This is a genomic window from Lacihabitans sp. CCS-44, assembly GCF_024343735.1.
Classification (GTDB): Bacteria; Bacteroidota; Bacteroidia; order Cytophagales; family Spirosomataceae; genus Leadbetterella.
On the sequence record NZ_RJUE01000061.1, the window covers coordinates 294,808 to 313,720 of the forward strand.

16 protein-coding genes and 1 tRNA gene are annotated in these 18,913 nt (G+C 34.2%); 5 read left to right on the forward strand and 12 right to left on the reverse strand.

Annotated features, from left to right (window positions below; genetic code table 11):
- Positions 1-15: 15 nt before the first annotated feature.
- The gene (gene hisC, locus EGI26_RS17650) at positions 16-1,062 is read left to right on the forward strand and encodes a histidinol-phosphate transaminase (RefSeq protein ID WP_255080391.1); all 1,047 of its coding nucleotides are present in this window, start codon (positions 16-18) and stop codon (positions 1,060-1,062) included.
- Between the two features lie 59 nt (positions 1,063-1,121).
- Here the strand turns inward: hisC and EGI26_RS17655 are convergent.
- The 5 genes from EGI26_RS17655 to EGI26_RS17675 all read right to left on the reverse strand — a co-directional run bounded on the left by EGI26_RS17655 (position 1,122) and on the right by EGI26_RS17675 (position 7,118).
- Positions 1,122-1,195, reverse strand: a tRNA-Ala gene (locus tag EGI26_RS17655).
- A gap of 45 nt (positions 1,196-1,240) precedes the next feature.
- Entirely contained in the window at positions 1,241-4,354 is a 3,114-nt protein-coding gene (locus EGI26_RS17660) for a tolB protein precursor (protein WP_255080392.1), read from the reverse strand.
- A 34-nt stretch (positions 4,355-4,388) separates the two neighbouring features.
- Positions 4,389-4,850, reverse strand: coding sequence for a C40 family peptidase (locus tag EGI26_RS17665; RefSeq protein ID WP_255080393.1), 462 nt, complete (start codon positions 4,848-4,850; stop codon positions 4,389-4,391).
- Positions 4,847-6,241, reverse strand: coding sequence for a TlpA disulfide reductase family protein (locus EGI26_RS17670; RefSeq protein WP_255080394.1), 1,395 nt, complete (start codon positions 6,239-6,241; stop codon positions 4,847-4,849). Before EGI26_RS17670 ends, EGI26_RS17665 begins: the two co-directional genes overlap by 4 nt.
- A 1-nt stretch (position 6,242) precedes the next feature.
- Positions 6,243-7,118 (reverse strand): Ppx/GppA phosphatase family protein, encoded by an 876-nt coding sequence (locus tag EGI26_RS17675; RefSeq protein ID WP_255080395.1) that lies wholly within the window; start codon positions 7,116-7,118, stop codon positions 6,243-6,245.
- A 67-nt stretch (positions 7,119-7,185) separates the two neighbouring features.
- Between EGI26_RS17675 and EGI26_RS17680 the strand changes: the two genes are divergently transcribed.
- From EGI26_RS17680 to EGI26_RS17695, 4 genes are all read left to right on the forward strand, one after another.
- Positions 7,186-7,767: a hypothetical protein gene (locus EGI26_RS17680; protein WP_255080396.1), complete on the forward strand. Its 582-nt coding sequence runs from the start codon at positions 7,186-7,188 to the stop codon at positions 7,765-7,767.
- Positions 7,764-8,186 carry an rRNA maturation RNase YbeY gene (ybeY, locus tag EGI26_RS17685; protein ID WP_255080397.1) on the forward strand — a complete coding sequence of 141 codons (423 nt, stop codon included), beginning with the start codon at positions 7,764-7,766 and terminating at the stop codon, positions 8,184-8,186. Before EGI26_RS17680 ends, ybeY begins: the two co-directional genes overlap by 4 nt.
- 56 nt (positions 8,187-8,242) lie before the next feature.
- Positions 8,243-9,043 (forward strand): alpha/beta fold hydrolase, encoded by an 801-nt coding sequence (locus tag EGI26_RS17690; protein ID WP_255080398.1) that lies wholly within the window; start codon positions 8,243-8,245, stop codon positions 9,041-9,043.
- 91 nt (positions 9,044-9,134) lie between these two features.
- On the forward strand, positions 9,135-9,539 hold the full coding sequence (locus EGI26_RS17695; RefSeq protein WP_255080399.1) for an OmpA family protein: 405 nt from the start codon (positions 9,135-9,137) through the stop codon (positions 9,537-9,539).
- A gap of 51 nt (positions 9,540-9,590) precedes the next feature.
- Here the strand turns inward: EGI26_RS17695 and EGI26_RS17700 are convergent, their stop codons facing one another.
- From EGI26_RS17700 to EGI26_RS17730, 7 genes are all read right to left on the reverse strand, one after another.
- A complete protein-coding gene (locus tag EGI26_RS17700) occupies positions 9,591-11,978 on the reverse strand; it encodes a malectin domain-containing carbohydrate-binding protein (protein WP_255080400.1) in 2,388 nt (795 codons plus the stop codon).
- A 364-nt stretch (positions 11,979-12,342) separates the two neighbouring features.
- Entirely contained in the window at positions 12,343-13,650 is a 1,308-nt protein-coding gene (locus EGI26_RS17705; RefSeq protein ID WP_255080401.1) for an MFS transporter, read from the reverse strand.
- 12 nt (positions 13,651-13,662) lie between these two features.
- Positions 13,663-14,622, reverse strand: coding sequence for an alpha/beta hydrolase (locus tag EGI26_RS17710; protein ID WP_255080402.1), 960 nt, complete (start codon positions 14,620-14,622; stop codon positions 13,663-13,665).
- A gap of 151 nt (positions 14,623-14,773) precedes the next feature.
- Positions 14,774-15,241 carry a nuclear transport factor 2 family protein gene (locus EGI26_RS17715; RefSeq protein ID WP_255080403.1) on the reverse strand — a complete coding sequence of 156 codons (468 nt, stop codon included), beginning with the start codon at positions 15,239-15,241 and terminating at the stop codon, positions 14,774-14,776.
- A gap of 326 nt (positions 15,242-15,567) precedes the next feature.
- Positions 15,568-15,948, reverse strand: coding sequence for a hypothetical protein (locus EGI26_RS17720; RefSeq protein WP_255080404.1), 381 nt, complete (start codon positions 15,946-15,948; stop codon positions 15,568-15,570).
- A gap of 382 nt (positions 15,949-16,330) precedes the next feature.
- Positions 16,331-17,029, reverse strand: a complete 699-nt coding sequence (locus tag EGI26_RS17725; RefSeq protein ID WP_255080405.1) for a hypothetical protein — start codon at positions 17,027-17,029, stop codon at positions 16,331-16,333.
- Between the two features lie 364 nt (positions 17,030-17,393).
- A complete protein-coding gene (locus tag EGI26_RS17730; RefSeq protein WP_255080406.1) occupies positions 17,394-18,725 on the reverse strand; it encodes a caspase family protein in 1,332 nt (443 codons plus the stop codon).
- Positions 18,726-18,913: the final 188 nt, after the last annotated feature.

The window sequence follows — 18,913 nt, forward strand, 5'->3', positions numbered from 1 at the left end:
AATTTTTATATTTATATGGATTTCAATCAGTTAATACGACCACATATTTTAAAACTTCAACCTTACGCCTCTGCCAGAGACGAATATTCGGGTAAAGAGGGTACTTTTTTGGATGCAAATGAAAATCCATTTTCTTCTGTAAGTGGTGAGAATTTCAACCGATACCCAGATCCTTATCAGTGGGAATTGAAGCATAAATTGTCGCTTTTGAAAGGGGTTTCTCCAGAGTCTATTTTTCTCGGAAATGGCTCTGATGAACCGATAGATTTATTGATAAAGGCAGTTTGCGAACCTTTGCAAAATAACATTGTGATAATGCCCCCAACTTATGGCATGTACAAGGTTTGTGCAGATATTCAGCAAGTGCAGGTTCAGCAGGCTCCGCTTTCCGAAGATTTTGATATCGATTTAGACAATGTTTTTGATTCGGTAAATGCCGCAACTAAAATGATTTGGGTATGTTCTCCCAACAATCCAAGTGGTAATTTGCTAAACAGAGATTCTATTTTTCAGATTTTAAAGGCATTTCCAGAAAAATTGGTTGTGGTAGATGAGGCCTATGTTGATTTTGCAGATAGTATTTCGTTCATATCTGAACTTGGAAATTTTGAAAATCTTATTGTTTTACAAACATTTTCAAAAGCTTGGGGAATGGCTGGTCTAAGATTAGGTGTTGCCTATTGCAATCCATTCATTATCAAAATATTGAATAAAATAAAGTATCCGTATAATTTGAATATTCTTAGCCAGCAAAAACTTTCAGAGGCTTTAGATAAAGTGAAGGAAAAGAATGAATTTGTTAAAGAAATAAATGGACTGAAAGAGAAATTGGCTGATGATTTGAAACAAATTCCTTCAGTAATTAAGATATTTCCTTCAGATTCAAATATGCTTTTGGTGAAGTTTACTGAAGCCAAAAAACTCTTTAATTTTTTATTAGACCATAAAGTGATTGTAAGAGATAGATCTAATGTGGTTTTATGTGAAGATTGCTTGCGATTGTCAATTGGAACAGAAGCCGAAAATGAAATTTTATTGAAGGCAATCAAAAGGTTTGTCTAGAAGCTGCAAACGGCATAAAAAAATAAAACCTTGGAGGATTTCCCTTCAAGGTTTTTTTGTGGAGAAGATGGGGCTCGAACCCACGACCTCTTGACTGCCAGTCAAGCACTCTAGCCAACTGAGCTACATCCCCGTTTCAGTCACAAATATATATGCTAGTATGCAAACTACAAAACTTTTACCAGCCAGGAACCATAAAATTAAATCCTGTTATTACAAGTTGCTTTTGCCCATTGTATATCGGAACTGCCAAGTAAGGCTCTACTATCAAATAGCCTAATACATTGACTCTTAGGCTTAAGCCTGTTGTAAATATAGGTGAAGTCTTGAAAGTAATCGTATTGTTTCCAAAGGATTCATAAGGATAAGATTGTCCAATCTTTTTTTGTTTTGACCAAACAAGACCAGCATCAAAAAAAATGTTTAGGTCAGACGGAATATAGTCAAAAGGTATTAATGCCAATTTTTTAGGCCCCGTAAAAGGAATTCTCACCTCAAAGTTGGCTACAGCCATTTGTTCGCCTTGAAGATTTTCTTGGGTAATGTAGCCCTGTTGTTTTGTTAGAGCTCTTCCGTAAAAACCGTGCATATACCATGGATATCCGAGATACAAAGGGTTAATTTGATTCAGAAAATCAATATTTTTGGTATTTAACCTTCCTTCATACAAAAACCTTGTTGCTAAAGTAAATGGCTTTATGTAGTTATACTTTCTAAAATCTGCCAATACGGAATTGTAGCTGGTTGTTCCAAAATATTTGGCTAATTCTAACCTGTATCTATAGCCATTAAGCGGGGCCACAGTTCCAAATGTGGTATTATCACCTACTAAAGCCGTATAAATTTGAGCCAAAGTAAAATTATTGTAGCCAAATTCTTTAGCATCGAGTTTAACTGGTTTTCCACTTTGATAGGCGTTAAAATCATAAATGTTTCCATCAGAGCCTACACCAATTTCTCCATATTGAGGATATTCTCTCAAATTAAATGAATACCAATTGCTAGAAACACCAAACTCCAAACGGGTACTTTTACTAAATGGTTTTAAAACAAAACCTGAAATTTGATCTATAAATATTCTAGCAATTCTTTGATTAACGTCTGCTGTATAGTAGTTTAAACCATTAGCGGTTCCCAAAGTATCTTTGATTTTAAAATTGGTGTCGCCATAAAAACTATAAGGGATATGTGAAGCAGAAATGCCAAATTGAATGGGTCTTTTTTGATTCATGTAAAACAACTGCCCACCAAAATCTTGAATTTCCCCATTCAAAGCTACCGTTCCCATCAGTTGATTATTATTGAGCATATCGCCGAATAATGCGGTTATTCCCCCTCCCATTCCAGTTCCAAATCTACTCGTACTGACTCCTAAGCCCGAATTTGCCAGATAGTCTAGCTTGAAATTGGGCTTATATTTTTTTTCTTCAAACTTTAAATTGTCAAGGTTTTTTGGGAAAGCTCTATTTTGTAAGTTATTATTGACAATATCAGCTCCAATCAATATTTTACCTGGAACCAAATAACTGGCATCTGTATTGTGTTTTAAATCAACTTCTTGATTGAGAAAGTGAGTTTCGTTGGCAATTATTATGTTGTAATCTCCTTTGTTGAAATAATTGTAAGCAATTTCTCCACTTTTTGACGCAACGGAAATCGCGGGTGAATACATCGTAATTCCGCTGATTCCAGTATAATAATTGGTTAATTTAATCAGTGAATTATTGGTCAGATTAATTTTGTACAAATCCTTAAAACCGTCTGGAGAGCTAATGAAATACAGACTATTACCATCTGCTGAAATCTGAGGATTCATGTTGTCTGTATTCTCAAACAATGCTAAAGTGCTGATTTTCTTTGAATTAAGATCTAAATTAGAAATCCTAAAGTTCTCTTTCTCCAATTTTTGACTATTCCCACCCCTATCACTCACAAAATAGACTTTTGAGCCATCCGCCGACCAAATAGGCTGAATGTCGGAATAATCATCTTGAGTAAGATTGAGAGTTTCTTTTGTTCGGAAATTAAAACTGTAAATATCGGAAATCCCTTCTTTTAGACCTGAAAACAAGATTTGAGTACCATCAGGCGACCAAGCAGGATTTGAAAATGCATCTACTGAAGTGGGCTGATATTCTCTTTTTTCACCATTTATAATATCAATCACCAAAAGTTTGTTCTTCCCTTTCGATTGAATTACAATGGCAAATTTTCTACTATCGGGCGACCAAGTTCCTGAAGTTTCAATAAAACTATAAGAGTCCACATGAGCCCCAAAAGATGTACTTTCTATCTTTCTAATGGTTTTTCCATTTGAGGCATCTGCAATAAAAATATCCAGAGAAATTACATTTTTCGATGAAATGTACGCCAAGTATTTTCCATCTGGACTGATGGCGGGAGAAATATTCATGTCTTCGCCTTTTTTGGAAGCTCCCAATACTTTTCCCCTTATTTCAGTTTCCTTTCCTTCTTTTTGGCGATTATAATATAGTAGAATGTCATTCCTGAATTTTGTGGAGAAAGTCTCTGAATCCATTTTAAATGACCTAATAAAAGCCTTTTCCAAGCCATAAATAGCTGTTTCTTTGAACAATGGGCGAATAATATCGTCACCATAATTTGCCGTAACATAAGCCCAGAAAACTTGTCCCCAGCGGTAGGGAAAATACTTATATTGCTTGCTGACTAAATCCTTAATTCTAGGAATATCGTCATTCAAGACTGCGTCACGCATCCACATACTTGTGTGAGGGTCTTTTCGGCCAATAGACATATACTCAGCAAGACCTTCCACCATAAATAAAGGAAGATTTTGAATATTGGCCAATGTAGTAGAATCGCTGCCATAGGTCATGGTTTGATATTGAAAAGCATGAACCAATTCGTGTCCCAATACATGATCTGTTTGGCGTTTGGTAAACATGAGCGGCATAACTACCCGAGTTCTTAGTCCTTCTGTAACTCCTCCGGTTCCCTCACCTATGTCTCCTCCGATGGTGGTCGTTTCCTGAAAATCAGGGTGGGTGTTATAAAGAATTATTGGATTTGGTTTTATAAAAGCAAGCTTAAATACTTCTTGGTGAAGTTTATACCAATATTCGCTGCTTCTGACAAATTCTTTGGCTTTTTCGGTGTCATCCAAATAATTGTAGAGCTGAAAGTGTGTGCTTTGTAAAACTTTAAAATTATTACTTTTATTTCGAGGCTTATTTTGCCCAAAATACTGAGATTGGCCAGATATTTCTAAACAATATAAAAAAATGATACCTAAAGTGAGATATTTAAGCATACGCCAAACAAGATTTACTTTTATAACGCAGAAATTAAATCTGTGGTCTAGTGACCTTCACAAATTTAGACTTCCAATATTTAGAAAGCAAATTGTCTTCTCTGACCCCGCTAGATGTAGAAGCGTGTAAGAAAAATATTTCTTCGCGATTTTCAATGCGAGTTATGATACCTGTGTGGTTAATTCTTTCGCTATTTACCTTGAAATAGACCAAATCTCCAATTTTAATTTCATCTTTGGGAATCTCCTCAAAATGATCAGCTTGTTTGTAAGAAACGCGTGGAATGTCTTCTCCAAGTTCTTTAAATGCGACAAAGATCAATCCTGAGCAGTCCATACCTTCTTTTGTAGTGCCGCCAAATTTGTAGGGTGTACCCAAATAATCTTGGCATTTGTTTACCAATATCTTGTTGATGTGGTTGCTAGAATATGTATTTCTTTTTTTACACGAAATAAAAAATAAGCACATTACTAAAACACAAAGCAGGTTTTTCATTTGATTAACCGTTCAATTTGCTGAATTAAGGCTCTGCCTTCGTCACTTGAAGGCTCTTCTACTTTATCAGAAATAATTGTGCCAGTTTTATCAATTAATATATAATTTGGTAATAATTCAGTATTGTACTCTTTCCTAAGCTCAGGATTATCAATTCCGTTTAAGTGTTTTCCCAGTGGTTTCTTCTCAATTAATAATTTTTTAAAGTCTCCATAGTTATCCATATTTATGAAAACAAATACAAGATTATTTTGCTCTTTGAAGAAATTCTCAACAATACTCAGATTTTTGAAATCTTCTAGACATGGACCACACCAGCTTGCATAAAAGCCCAAAAGGACATTTTTTCCACGGAAATCTTTCAGAGAAATCAAGTTACCTTTTTCGTCTGGTAAAATAAAAGATTTTGCCTCTCTACCATTTTGGAGATTCTGCAGTTTACTCAGTTTTTCTATTAAAACAGCCGTGTAAACTTTGTTTTTAGAGAATTCTCTGAAAGAGGCCACCAAAAGTTTTGTTTCTTCGCTCGCTCCAAAATTGTCCAAATAGTTAAGAATTTTTATTGCCAATATTCTCTCTATCAATTGCTTATCTACCAAATCTTTCTCAGTAAAATAGCTTTTGACAGATTCATATTCTAACATTATCGACTGACTATATTTTTGACCAATTTTATTGTGGTTTTCAATAAGAGCCTCTACAAAATGCCCATATTCATAGGATTTGTTTTGGGTTTTGGCTTGAAAGGTTTTTAAATCAAATCGAGCGAACTCGGCTTCATTAAAAATTTTGTGAAAATTCAAAAAACTGAGTTCATGAAAACTGTATTTTCCGTAGATATCAGCCCTTTGTAAAGAATAAAAGTCTTCTGAAATTCTTGACTTGTAGGTATTTAACAAATTGATTTGCTCATCATATAGGTATTTTGTCAAGTCAAAAAAGCCTTTTCTCGATATTTTCTTCAGCTTTTCCAGTTCATAATCCCAATCTTTCTCCTCTTCAAATTTCTTTTTCTGTTCAATTAAATAGGCCCATTTGTCGGAGCCAATGCCTTCAAACTTCAAAGTATTCTCAAAATCCTGAAAATCAGCGGTCAAAATGATGTTATCGTTGGGTTCTATTTTCCAAAGAAAATAACCAACATCCCCGATGTTGATGTCACAATAGGCAATTTCGTCGAGAGCGATTTCGGCATAAAAACTGCCTTTTTTGTCGACTTTCAGTTCTAATTCAAGCGGATTTTCTACCCAGTTTCTATAAACCGTGAAAGATATGGTCGGTTCGGTGTAATTTTTGATATTTCCCGAAAACTTAAAGAAGGTTTGACCAATCAAAGGGCCAACCGCAAAGAATAGGGCTGAAAAAAGAAAAAATGGCAAGGTTTTTTTCATCTTAAGATTTTAAGTTCTGGTAAACTTCCAGCATTATTCCGTCTTTCAGGCCCAAATCAGGCACAAACATTTTTGTTGATTTGGCCCATTTCATGGCTGAAAAATAAATTTCACTTGCATATTCGATTACATCAGCCCGGTCTGGATTCATTTTAAGCTTATTTATTTTTTCTTCCATAGTAAACTGGCTTAAATACTTTTGAGCTTCTTCCAATCTTTGAATATCAGCAAGGCCGTTTTCGTCCTTTTCCAAGAACTCAAACAGTTTAGAAATATTGCCTCCAGTTCCTATAGAAATTATCTCGGGGCGATTGTGGACATGCTCTTGAATCCAATTGTGCATCTTTTTCCAAACATCTTTGGTCACTTTTCCCTCCATTAATCTTACCGAACCAATTTTAAATGACTGAGAGGTTTCTTTTACCTTTCCGTTGTAAAGATTAAGCTCGGTACTGCCACCGCCCACGTCTATATGAAGATAAGTTTTGTTGTCCTCGAGTTCATGTACGATGACATTATTAATCATTTCAGCTTCTTTTTCTCCTGAAATAAGGTTTATCGTCATTCCCAACTCTAACTTTACCCTTTCGCAGATATTTAGCCCATTTTCGGCTTCTCTAAGTGCCGACGTTGCACATATCAAATAGGCATCTACCTCGTGCAGTTCCATCAAAAGCTTGTAGACTGTCAAGAGTTTTTTAATTCGGGCTTCACTTTCGTAGTGTATTTTTCCTGATGAAAAAACATCATGACCTAACCTCAAAGCAAACCTCACATATTCTATTTTCTTGAATGAAATCCTACCTTCATCATTCAAAACAGATGAAATTTGCATTCTGGCTGCATTAGAACCAATATCAATGGCTGCTATCTTCATTTAAAACTTTTTTATTTCAATTGCAAAAATATGTATATTTTTGGACAACATTACCTTAAAGAAAATTTTGAAGAGACTCGCAAAGATTATTTCTACCGTTGGCAATCCGCTTTCAATTGCTTTATTTTTTGGTTTATACCTCTATTTCTTTGAAAAAAATAACCAAAGTCAAAGAAACCTTCCATTGATATTTGTGCTTTCTGTGGTGGTTCCAATGGCAATTTATATCGGCTACAATGTTAGAAGAAAGCGTTTTGCCGATTATGATGTTTCAGATCGAACCAAAAGAGACGGTGTTTACAAAGTCTTGATTAGTGTTTTTCTAATCTTGAACTTGGTATTTTACATTTTCAATTTTGATTTGAAAGGCAAACTTTTAGTAACCGCTTTTTTGTTACATTCGCTTAGTAGCTTTTTGATCAACAAAAGAATCAAAGTTTCTATGCATACGAGTTATAATTTTTTGTTTTCTCTTATATTTTTTCCAATTAATCCACAAATAAGTTTGTTTCTTTTTGGATTTGGATTTGTCAATGCATGGTCCAGACTGGCTTTGTCGAGGCATAAAACTATTGAGGTTATTTTGGGGTTCTTAACTGGAGTTAGTATCGGGGGACTTTATTTATACGTTTTTAAGCTTTATATATGATCAATTTTAATATTGAGTTAGATGGATTTAAGTTATCTGATATTAGAAAAAGGAAATCTTGGTTGAAAGAGCTTGTAAAAGATCAAGGCTTTAAATTGGGCGAACTGAATTACATTTTTTTGGATGATGAAGGTCTCCATAAAATAAATTTGGAGTATCTCAATCATGACACTTACACCGATATTATAACTTTTGACAATTCAGAAGATGAAAACCACATAGAAGGTGATATTTTCGTAAGTGTCGAAAGAATTACTGAAAATGCGAAGAAATTTGAAGTGGATTTTGAAACCGAACTAACTAGGGTTATGGCTCATGGAGTATTACACCTATGTGGTTTTTTAGACAAAAAGCCCAAAGATGTAAAACTCATGAGAGAAATGGAGGAAAAATATATCAAAAAATACTACGAACTTTAATAGTTTTGGCAAATCACCAATATAGAATTTTATTATGGTTTATTTTGGGTTTTGCAATGACCTTGAATTCCTGTTTCAAAAAATACATTGTTACAGAAAAAGAGATCAAAAAGCATTACGACACCTTGAGTTTTAAGCCCAATTATAAAATTCAAAAAAGCTCAGATTATAAGCTTTTTACAGCCACATTTGGCCAAGATACGCTACAACCTATCATTTTTATTCATGGTGCTCCTGGTCGTTGGGAAGGATTTAGAAAACAGCTAGATGACACTTCTTATCATTCTAAATACCACTTGTTGGCCTCAGATAGGCCTGGATATGGTTTTTCCTACTACAAGAAAAAGCATAAGAAAGTGTCTATAGAAAAGCAGGCCGAATTGTTGGAGAAGACTTTGGAGCTTAATAAATCTAATAAAAAGCCTATAATTGTCAGTCGAAGCTATGGAGCTCCAATAGGAGCTTTTATGGTTGCCAAAAATCCTGAAAAATACGCCAAACTCATCATGATGGCTCCGGCTATAGACCCAGAATCTGAGAAGTTCTTTAAGTTTTCAAAATATGGCAAATGGCCAGTTTTGAGATGGTTTATTCCAAATAGATTTGTGACTGCAACTGATGAAAAATATGATCATATCAAAGAGTTGAGAGGTATTGAGTCCATTTGGGCTAATATACCAATTCCTACAATTGTTATGTATGGTGGAAAGGATTGGGTGGTTTCTCCTGAAAATTTTGAATATGCCAAACGCAAATTAGGTGAGAATTCTAGTAGAAAGTACATTTTTATTCCTGAGGCTGGTCACAGAATCAGCAGGTCTCATTCAGAGCTTCTGAAGAACGAGATTGTAAATTGAATACTGCTTTGCTTTTTACAAGTAAATGAAAATCAATAAAATATATATAGTATTTATTTCTTTTTGTTAAATTTGGTAAAACGATTGGTAAATGAAAACTTTCTTGGTATTTCTGATTTTTTCATGGAGCAGCTCTTTCAGCCAAGAAATGAAGGAGATAGTTAAAAGTATCTATTTTGGTGGTGGAAGTTACATGATAGACAGAAATCAAGCTCAGCAGTTGTCAGATTTGGTAAAAAGTATTAAAAATCTCGAATATTATGAGATAAATATCATGAGCCATACCGATCCCATTGGAGGAAGAGAGTTTAACGAATATCTCAGCCGTATGCGTAGTCAATCCGCCATAGATTTGCTTAAAGGTTTTGACATACCACAAGAAAAAATCAGATTCAAAGATTTCGCATTTGATGCTCCTTCTTATGACAACAGTACATGGGAAGGTCGAGCCAGAAATCGAAGAGTAGATATTCAGTTTAAGCCAATAGTTTTTTAGTCAAATCTTAATATGATTAGGTCCCGACGATTGAAATAAGTTTTTTTTGATTCAGTTTTTAACAAATTTTTTCGTCGATATTTTTCCAGAATTATTCAAAACAACTTCATACAACCCTCCACTAAGTTGATTGATAGGTATTTGCAAGAAAGAATCATTATTTGAAAGGCTAGTTTCCCAAACCGTTTGTCCTTGGTTATTTACCAACAACAGCCGATCCTTTTCTGTTTTCTTTTCTAAATTCCTGAAGTTTATTTTAAGGAAATCTTTTGCAGGATTAGGGTAAACGGACATTTCTAGTTGATTTTCTTCTATTTCAGTTTGATTAGAATAGTTAAGCCTTGCCCCTGGATTATTTATTCCTAAAGAAATGATTTCGATGGCAGAAATTAATGGATTATCTAGCTGGCGTTGAAGCTGTAAGTTTAAATTGGCATCAGATACATAAACATTGTAGGTTTTTTTCAGAGCATTTTTAGCACCAGCTTCCGCCAAAATGTTGAAATTTGTAGCTACGGTATTGCCTTCAATATTAATATTAAATACTCTATTGGCCGAACTTACAGTTTCAATGAAATACAAATTTACTTTATACCAGCTTGGGTCATAGAAAACTGGAAAACTCCAACGCATATCGTCTCCAGACTGGCTATCGCGTCTGAAATTTTGAAAAATTTGATTTGGTAAACCTGTCTGATTCGTTATTAAGACACTTGTGCCAGTTACACTTGCGGCTGCAACTACATTTGAGAAGGTTGATGGATTGGTAGAGGTGTCCTCCATAAAATCGCCGTTTGCAGTACTCACAGTTTCACCGCCAGCATTAATTCTAAATAGACTTTGTTGGTTAGTTGGAACGGAGGCATAAAGAATAATTTGAATGGTCTTGGAACTCACGCCTCCTGAAGTGTCAGAAGCTACAAAAGTTACTTCAAATGTTTGATTTTGAGGCTGTGGAATTGCTAAAAAAGTGGCTGTACCGTTTCCATTGTCTATTAAATTGGCAAATGAGGGTAGATTCAATACACTAAATGTTGGAATATCCCCATCGGGATCTGTAGCTGAAATATCAAAACTAAGTGTACTCCCCGCTGACAATATTTTATTGGAAAGAGCGTCTAAGACAGGAGGATTTACGAGAGATTCATAAGCTCCGATATCATATCGACCACCATTTGGCCGAAGATTACCCTCTAAATCCTTTGAAATATTTAAGGACGAAATGTCGTAGCCAGCATTTATAGCAGGAGAATTGATAGTAGAATGAAAATCGGAAGAACTCTTAAAAAAAGCACCTCCTGTGGTAGATATTTTTAAGTTATTTTTTTCATCTCCTTGTGCACTTGTACCATAAGCTATGTAGTTTCCACTGGTAAAAGGTTCAACCAAAATATTATTATAAATGCTTTTGGTACTTGTATTTCCATATAGTTTTATATTTTCTTGCCCCGACTTTATGAAAGTATTATTTGCAATCAAAAAGTTTATATTTGTTGTTGTACGGTCGTCACCAAATAAGCTATTTTTACCTGAATTAACCACCAAATTATTATAAATAGATACATTATCAGTAGGTTGAGTAATTATTATGCCATTTCCTGAGCCATTAGTAATTTTATTTCCATAGCATTTGCCGCCGCTTGCTCCAGCTTGTATGCCATTATTTTGATAAACTTCAAAAGGCGAAATTCCATAGGAATTTACTACGTTGTTATAAACCTCAGCTTGGGGTGAACAAGAATATTGTATCCCATCCGCACCAGTATTTTCTATGATGTTGTCATATATTTTTAATTCTTCTATCAAATGCGGAAATACAGTCATGTTTTGACCATCACAAGAGATCGTTTTTCCATTAAAAAAACTGCTACCTACATACATGCCTTCGCCTCCCGTATTATGAATGTAGTTGTGATGAATAAAAACCTTTCTCATGGTAAAATTGGTCCGCCAAGTATTTGAATCGCAGTTAGGATCGGTTTTAATGAGCATACCAGCAAAGCCCGTATTTTGTATTTCTAAATGATCAATTTCACAATTACTGCTTAATCCCGCCACCGAAAGTCCACTGGCATTTTGGCCAGTGGAGGAGATGAAAATGCCATATTGAAAGTCAGGGCTGCCAGTACCTGTGATTTTAAAGTATTTTGAGCTTAAAAAATCTAATGCACCATAATATTGATTATGCGAAATGGTCACTTTTCCACCGCAATTTTTAAATATAATTGGTTGATTCTCCGTGCCAACAAAATTTATGAATCTGAGAAGCGAATAGTCACCAGCTTGAATACAAATAACCTCACCGGGTTGAACATTCATTGCTACACCATTATAAATCCCACTTGTGGTAATGGTTCTACTACAATTGCAAGTTTGGGCGTTTACAAAATAGTTTGATAAGAAATAAACGCACATAGTAAAAGTAATTATTCTTTTCATAAGTTATCTGTGCTCTAAGAGCCAATAATTTTTGTAATGAAATAAATTTTACTTTTGGGGATCTGGAAATTCCAAATTTTGGAAAAAAAATCAAAATATTTCTCTTTCGAGTTTCAATATTAGTAGTATTACTCGGTCTTTCAAGGCCTTTTTGCTGAAATCTTACTTAGAAAGCTATTAAAATTATTATATGGTATAGTTTTTGTCGAGAACGTCTTTCTTTTTTTAATGCAGGTTAGAAATAGTAGTAAGTTTAATTCTGGTAATCAGAAATAAGGGGAAATAGCTGCATTTTTAAAGGAGAATCAAATACGCAGCGAAATTCGAAGAATTTGATAAAGGTTTATCGAATATATTATACGTTTTATTTCTCCATGTGCAAAGACTTATCATACATTTTTCGGTATGGCTTTAATGATAGAAGCATAAATATTAGAGCCAAACCGATTCCGATGAGCATTACGATCAATATCGAGTAGCGAATCATACTTGTATCATTAAAGTATTTGTCTGTCAATAGGGCTACCGATAGTGGACCAAATACCAGACCTATCATATTGACCATAAACAGATAAAGTGCCGATGTCATGGCTCGCATTCTGTTTGGTGTTATACCCGAAATAGCCGCAGTACCTGCTCCAAGTGGGGAGGCAGAGAAGAAGGCCACTGGAATAATGGCCAAAGCTGCCAAGGTTCCGTTTGGCATAATCGGAAATATCCAACTTGTTACTAAAAGTCCTGCAATAAGATAAACACAAGCTCTCAAACGTCCGTCTGTATACCCTTTTTTTGTTAAACTATCGGCCAATTTACCACCAAACCACAATCCAGAGGTACAAAAAATAACGACAATTAAACCATAAATTGCCCCAGCTTTTGAGGCTGACCAACCATAAGTTCTTACGAAAAACGAAGGAATCCAAGCCGCATTGGCGTAATTTACCAAGGTAAGAAAACCAAGGCCAAGATTTATGTTGATATAGGTTTTGGCATTTTTTAAAATAAACGTCCACGTCTGAGCCAGGCTTGCTTTTTCTATCTCCTCCCCTTTTCGTATTGGTTCTTTTATTCTTGAAATCAAAAACACTATCAAAAGCCCTGGTAGTCCTACAAAAAAGAAAACTACTTGCCAAGGAAAAAGTTCTCCAACAATAGGAATATGCCATAGTTCCTGCACTTTTACCATGTTTACCACAAATCCGCCAATCAAAAATGCCAAACCCGAACCTATAAAAATTCCCATATTGTAAACGCTGTTGGCCATCGCCAATTTGCTTTTTGGAAAAAGATCAGCAATCATAGAATATGCTGCTGGCGAGAGGGCTGCTTCGCCCACTCCCACGCCCATTCTAGCCAAAAATAGTTGTGTGAAATTACCCACCATACCACAAACTGTCGTCATAAGCGACCAAAGGCCAATTCCCCAAGCCACAATATGTTTTCTACTTTTTAGATCAGCTAATCTCGCAATGGGTATGCCCAATAGCGTATAAAATATCCCAAACGACAAGCCCATTAAAAGACTGATTTGTGTATCAGAAATTTGTAAATCTCGCTTGATAGGCTCTACTAAAAGGGAAAGAATTTGTCTATCAATAAATGAGGACACATACGCCAAGGTCAATATGCCCACCACATACCAAGACTTTCGAACGTCAGTTTCGGGTTCCATTTTTATTTAAGATTAATAGGTTTTGTTTAGCCAAACTACCAATTCATTCCAACTTTCCACTGGTATTTTAGCATGCGTGGTGTTTTTCATCACTAAAAATTCTTTTTTGTTGCCTGGCACAAGGTCATAGAATTCTTTTACCTTATCTATAGTAAACAATTCATCTTCATCACCAATGCCCACCAATACAGGAATATTCAAGGTCTTTGGCAATCGTAATTCTTTGACATTCAGCATGGTTAAGAAGCGAAGAGTGTATCTCATGTTAAATAAGGAATCTTTAGTTACAGTCATTCCTTTTCTATAATACTCCACTGCTTGGTAGTCTGGACGGAAAACAGAACTTGCCAAAGCCTTAGATTTTTCTAACAAGGTTGGAGGTGTGGATACGCCTTTTCGGCCTTCATAAGCACCCGAGAGTAAAATAAGTCCTGCAATTTCATTTGGAACGGCATTGGCGACACAGATAGCTGACGCAACTCCTAAGCTATGACCCAAAACAACAACTTTGGAGTATCCGAGAGTTTTGATATATCTAACGGATTCCGCCATATCTTCAATCCATCTATCTTTTCCTGGGCTGTCGCCTCTGTTTCCTCCCGAAAGACCATGACCTCGATAATCCAAGCCAAATGTGGTATAACCACCTGCTGAAATAGGCCTACCGCCCATGTCATAAGCTCCACTGTGGGCGGTTATTCCATGCAAAATCAATACGGCCACGTCTTTTTTTATTTCAACCGAAGAGTCGGGATTCCATCTTCTTAAAAATAGTGTTTCACCATCTGAAGTAGTTATTAGATGATGGCTGTCTCTATAATTTGACCGCATAAGTGCGGCTCGCTCTTGCGAAATTCCAATGTGGTTGGTTTTTGACTTGGAAGGAAGGTAGGCAAGTAGTAGTCCAAAAATCAGGATAGCGGCAAAAAAAATAATAAAAATAACTAGTATTTTTTTTAAAATCTTGTTCATTTGTAGGGTCAGGTTGAATATAGAAAAAATCGAAATGCTTGGTAACTGAAGGTTAACCCTTCAAAAACACTGGCAAATCTCACAAAAAATCCTTCTAAAGATAAAGCATTTTATTTCATAATTGACAAAAGAGTAGAGAAAGTGTGAATAATCAGCCTTTTACATAGGCTAGCTTTTCAGCTACTTTTCCGTCGCGTACTTTAAAAACGTCCACTCCCCTCAAATGCCAAGGTTTTCCATCTTTAGTTTTGCGGTAAATCCACCTCACCACACAGCGGTCGCCACTTGCAAATGTATCTTCAGCCTCAAAAAAAGCATCTGGGTTAGACGTAAAGAACTTTTTCCAATACGCCCCTACCGCTTCAGCCCCCACCAATCTGGTTCCATCGGGTTGCGGATTTGTATTTTCAAAGATGCAATCGGATGTCATGGCATCCATCACGGCATCAACATCGTGGCGGTTAAAAGCCACATTGAACCTTTCCACCGCAGCAAGTGTAAGACTCTCCTCACTATTTTTTGTTTCTTTATTCATGTTGTTTTCTTTTTTACTAAAACCAGTTTTACAAGATGGCAAAAAGAAGGTTACCAAAATTAGAACTACCCAAATTCGATTCATCGGATATATTGTTTAAAAGTGCAACAATCATCTGTTTTATACTGAAATGTTTAATAAACTCCCACGAATATTTTTACGATAATGATTTTAAAGTAAAAACGATAATCTTTGAAGTTCTCCCTGTGTAGACTTAAAATTGAATATTTTTATATCCTTAAATTCAGGATATTCGGAGATAGAGCTAAACAAAACTAGTAAATATTAGGAATAAAGCAAGAGTTTTTTAAGATTTATTTTTTGTAACTAATTGTTTTCGTGTCGGTTATAAACAAAAGCGGACAGGGAACTCTAGTTCTCTGTCCGCTTTTTCAACACTTTATATTCATTTAGATAATTTCAGGAATCTCAATCAATTCCAATTCCTCACTTCCAAGTTGAATATCCTCTTTGATTTCCCACAAATATTTGAAAACGGTAACTGCTTGGTCAATTCTCTTAATTTTTTCTTCAGTACGAAAGTCTGGATTATTAGAAATCTTATCTTTCATCTCAGCAGCTGCTGATAAAAAAGCGGCTTGCTCGGCTTCTGATTTATACATAAAATCTACGTTGGAAGTTTTGTAAGTATAAACTACCTCTTTGAAGACCTCCCATGGGTTTTCTGAAATTGATGTGTTTGAAGCTTTTTCTCCTTCAGCTGCGAAAGAACCCAAACTGATAAAACTTAAACCTAAAGCGATAACGAATGATGTTGCTAACTTTTTCATGATGTAATTGTTTTTAATTGATTATTTGCTTCTTTGACCATAGGAATATCCAAAGGTTTAGTACTTGATAATCAACATTCTACCAATCATATCATTTAATCTACCAATGGCTGGATATTTTCTATGGATATGGTGTACGAGAATTCTTGGGTTTTAAAAAGAATCTCCTCAAACTTTTGAAATAAATGGTTGTGATTGGAAAAGGTTCATGAAACTCTTATCATGGTTGTCTTTTTGTGTAATTCTTCAGGGTTAAGATGTTTGTTTGGATTTAAATTCTCTTTATCTAGCTTCGAGATTGTCTTGCGGAACAACTCGAAGAGCGGATCAATTAAGGATTTAATAAATTGCTAATAAATATAATTATATACTACAATTAAATTCAGTTCTTTGGAAATCTATAATTACAATCGATTAATGATTTTATTTCACTCTTTGGGATAACCGTATTGGTATTATCACTGTTATTATGAATAATTATTATTGAAGGAGAATTATAAATTATATATTTTCCATAACCTGTTACAATTTCTTCTTTCTCCAATTTTATAATATATTGTTCTTTTTTTGATTGTTCTATTTTTAAAATATTAGAAAATACTAAAACCAAAAACAATAACAAAATCCATGTGAAATATCTAAATATTGTATTTGAGATATTAAAAATCATAGAAGAATCTATAAAAGAAAGAAAAAATATAACAAGGATTATAAGTACCAAAGTATCGAATTCTCTAATAAAAACTTTAAAAAGATAAACATCAACACTTTGGTAGATTCCTGAAACTATTATATAAAATAGATATATTATAGCTAAAAAAATTTGAACTTTCGTTGCTCTATTTCTTTGTATTTTTTGAGTATTAAAAAAAAAATAGAAAGTAATAAATGCTATCAATGTCAAAAAACCAATATCTAAAAAACTTCTAAAAAAATAGATCAAAGCCTCTTGAAGATTGATGTAAGGTAGAATTGATATTTTGTAAAAACCATAGGAACTTTCAAAGCTTGCCAAAGAGAAAACAAAAAATAAACTCAAAAAAATTGCCCAGTTCTCTCTAATCCATATTAAATCCTTCATAATGAGATGTATATTTTCAGAAATATACATCGCCTATTTCAAATATCAAATTTTTCTTCCAAGACAACCCATTCAAAAATCAATACAATGCTTCCAATGCATTAACTTTCTCCAATTCTTCCTAATTTACGGGGTTGGAGTTTTCTAATATGCATCCTTCCCCAATAAAGCGAGGAAGTAATTAAGTAAAAGAATTTGTTAATAGAGGTGAAATTTGAGCAAATACAACGCTAATCTATTGTAGGATATGACTGTACTTTTGATTTTTGATGAGAATTTACCTTTGAAAACATCGTTTTTGTCCAGTCGACCGAGCCTTTGAGTTAAAAACTGCAAAGCTATTTTCGTAGCATACATTATTCTTTCACTTTATTCTAAGCGTATTTTTAGGAATTTCTAAATACCCTCCTGCACTGATAACCTTTGGTAAATGATTATTTAAGTACAAGAATAAAGTAGTATCATTTTGTGCAAATATTATATTCGATTCATTCATATATTGCACATAGTGCAAAAGTGACTCTTTGATTTCATTAATCCCATAATCATTTATGAATTTTTTAATTTCAAGTTTGATGTTTGAATAATAAAATATGTCGGATATTTTTAATTCTTTTTCTGGTAAATATTGAAAATTTAAATTGTAATAGTAAAGATTTGGATATGGTCCTCCTAAATAATGATAAACTTCGATAATCATACTTAAATACTGACGATTAATACCAACTATTTGATAACTAATTTCAAAACCTATATGTCTTTTCTGCTTATCTTTTACCATTTGTAAATAAACCTCTGAAATATCATTTCTAATTTCATTGATAATTTTTAAAGCAGAGCTTTGGATCTTATCATTAATACTTCTTTTATCAAAGAACAAACTTTCTGTAAATAATGGTAGAGTACACTTATACTCAAATTTTATCGGAAGATTTATATTAATATCTAATGAATAATTCTCAACGATGTAGTCTGATGCTTTAAGATTTACTTGTTTTAAATTAAAAATGAAACTTCCTCCTTCATGTCCACAATTTGGGATTGTTCCAAATGAGGGTGTTTGAATTCCTTTATCGTCAAATTTTAAAATTACTAGGTTTGAGATTTCAAAAAATGGAAGAGATAGCTTTTGGTTGTCTTCTAACTCTTTAATTAAAATATCAGCAAATGGGCTTCTACCGTCTTTAGGTCCATCGCTTACCTTTTCAATGCTTCCAGAAGTAAGGGCTAATCTTGACCTTTTTTTATTAAAAGCAATGAATCCACCACCTCGAGTTTTTTCTTTCATTAGATCCCCAGAAAAACAAGAGTCCGAAATTACAGCAATATGGAAAGCCTTAGATGATCTTATAAAATTTATTACTTCATTTGTACCAAGCCATGTTGACGAATCTGAATGATCAGCATCAGATGGTAACCAATAAGATGTTTGTATAAATTCATCAAATTCTCCGTGTCCTGCGAAAACTAAAACTATATTATCTTCAGGGATGGCGTTAATAAAAATGTCTTTTAATTTATTGAAAAGGTTTTTTCTTGTTGTTTGTTCTTCTCCTGAGATTAGTAAAGTATCATCAAATTGGTATCTACTTTTCAAAAGTGACATCAATGTATTAACGTCATTAAAGCAATTATTTAGATTTTCAATATTGACATCATTATATTTATCAATTGCTATACAAACTAAAGTATTCAAAGTTTTGTGTATTTTAAAATTTTTCCAACGCTCGCAAGCAAGATGATTTTGGAGCGAGTGTTGAGTTAATTAGTTGATTATCAAACTTTTACTTGCTTGCTTACGTTTGAGACAAAGGACTGTGAATGCCAACGCTAATCAAATGTCCCCAACCAAATGAGCGACCCAAAGATATAAAAAAAGTAGCC

Excerpts from the sequence above, each read along its gene's own strand:
- EGI26_RS17670 (WP_255080394.1), bottom strand. The coding sequence starts at position 6,241 with ATGAAAAAAACCTTGCCATTTTTTCTTTTTTCAGCCCTATTCTTTGCG.
- EGI26_RS17665 (WP_255080393.1), bottom strand. The coding sequence starts at position 4,850 with ATGAAAAACCTGCTTTGTGTTTTAGTAATGTGCTTATTTTTTATTTCG.
- EGI26_RS17715 (WP_255080403.1), bottom strand. The coding sequence starts at position 15,241 with ATGAATCGAATTTGGGTAGTTCTAATTTTGGTAACCTTCTTTTTGCCA.
- EGI26_RS17695 (WP_255080399.1), top strand. The coding sequence starts at position 9,135 with ATGAAAACTTTCTTGGTATTTCTGATTTTTTCATGGAGCAGCTCTTTC.
- ybeY (WP_255080397.1), top strand. The coding sequence starts at position 7,764 with ATGATCAATTTTAATATTGAGTTAGATGGATTTAAGTTATCTGATATT.
- EGI26_RS17690 (WP_255080398.1), top strand. The coding sequence starts at position 8,243 with ATGACCTTGAATTCCTGTTTCAAAAAATACATTGTTACAGAAAAAGAG.
- EGI26_RS17720 (WP_255080404.1), bottom strand. The coding sequence starts at position 15,948 with ATGAAAAAGTTAGCAACATCATTCGTTATCGCTTTAGGTTTAAGTTTT.
- EGI26_RS17725 (WP_255080405.1), bottom strand. The coding sequence starts at position 17,029 with ATGAAGGATTTAATATGGATTAGAGAGAACTGGGCAATTTTTTTGAGT.
- EGI26_RS17675 (WP_255080395.1), bottom strand. The coding sequence starts at position 7,118 with ATGAAGATAGCAGCCATTGATATTGGTTCTAATGCAGCCAGAATGCAA.
- EGI26_RS17700 (WP_255080400.1), bottom strand. The coding sequence starts at position 11,978 with ATGAAAAGAATAATTACTTTTACTATGTGCGTTTATTTCTTATCAAAC.
- EGI26_RS17710 (WP_255080402.1), bottom strand. The coding sequence starts at position 14,622 with ATGAACAAGATTTTAAAAAAAATACTAGTTATTTTTATTATTTTTTTT.
- hisC (WP_255080391.1), top strand. The coding sequence starts at position 16 with ATGGATTTCAATCAGTTAATACGACCACATATTTTAAAACTTCAACCT.
- EGI26_RS17705 (WP_255080401.1), bottom strand. The coding sequence starts at position 13,650 with ATGGAACCCGAAACTGACGTTCGAAAGTCTTGGTATGTGGTGGGCATA.
- EGI26_RS17660 (WP_255080392.1), bottom strand. The coding sequence starts at position 4,354 with ATGCTTAAATATCTCACTTTAGGTATCATTTTTTTATATTGTTTAGAA.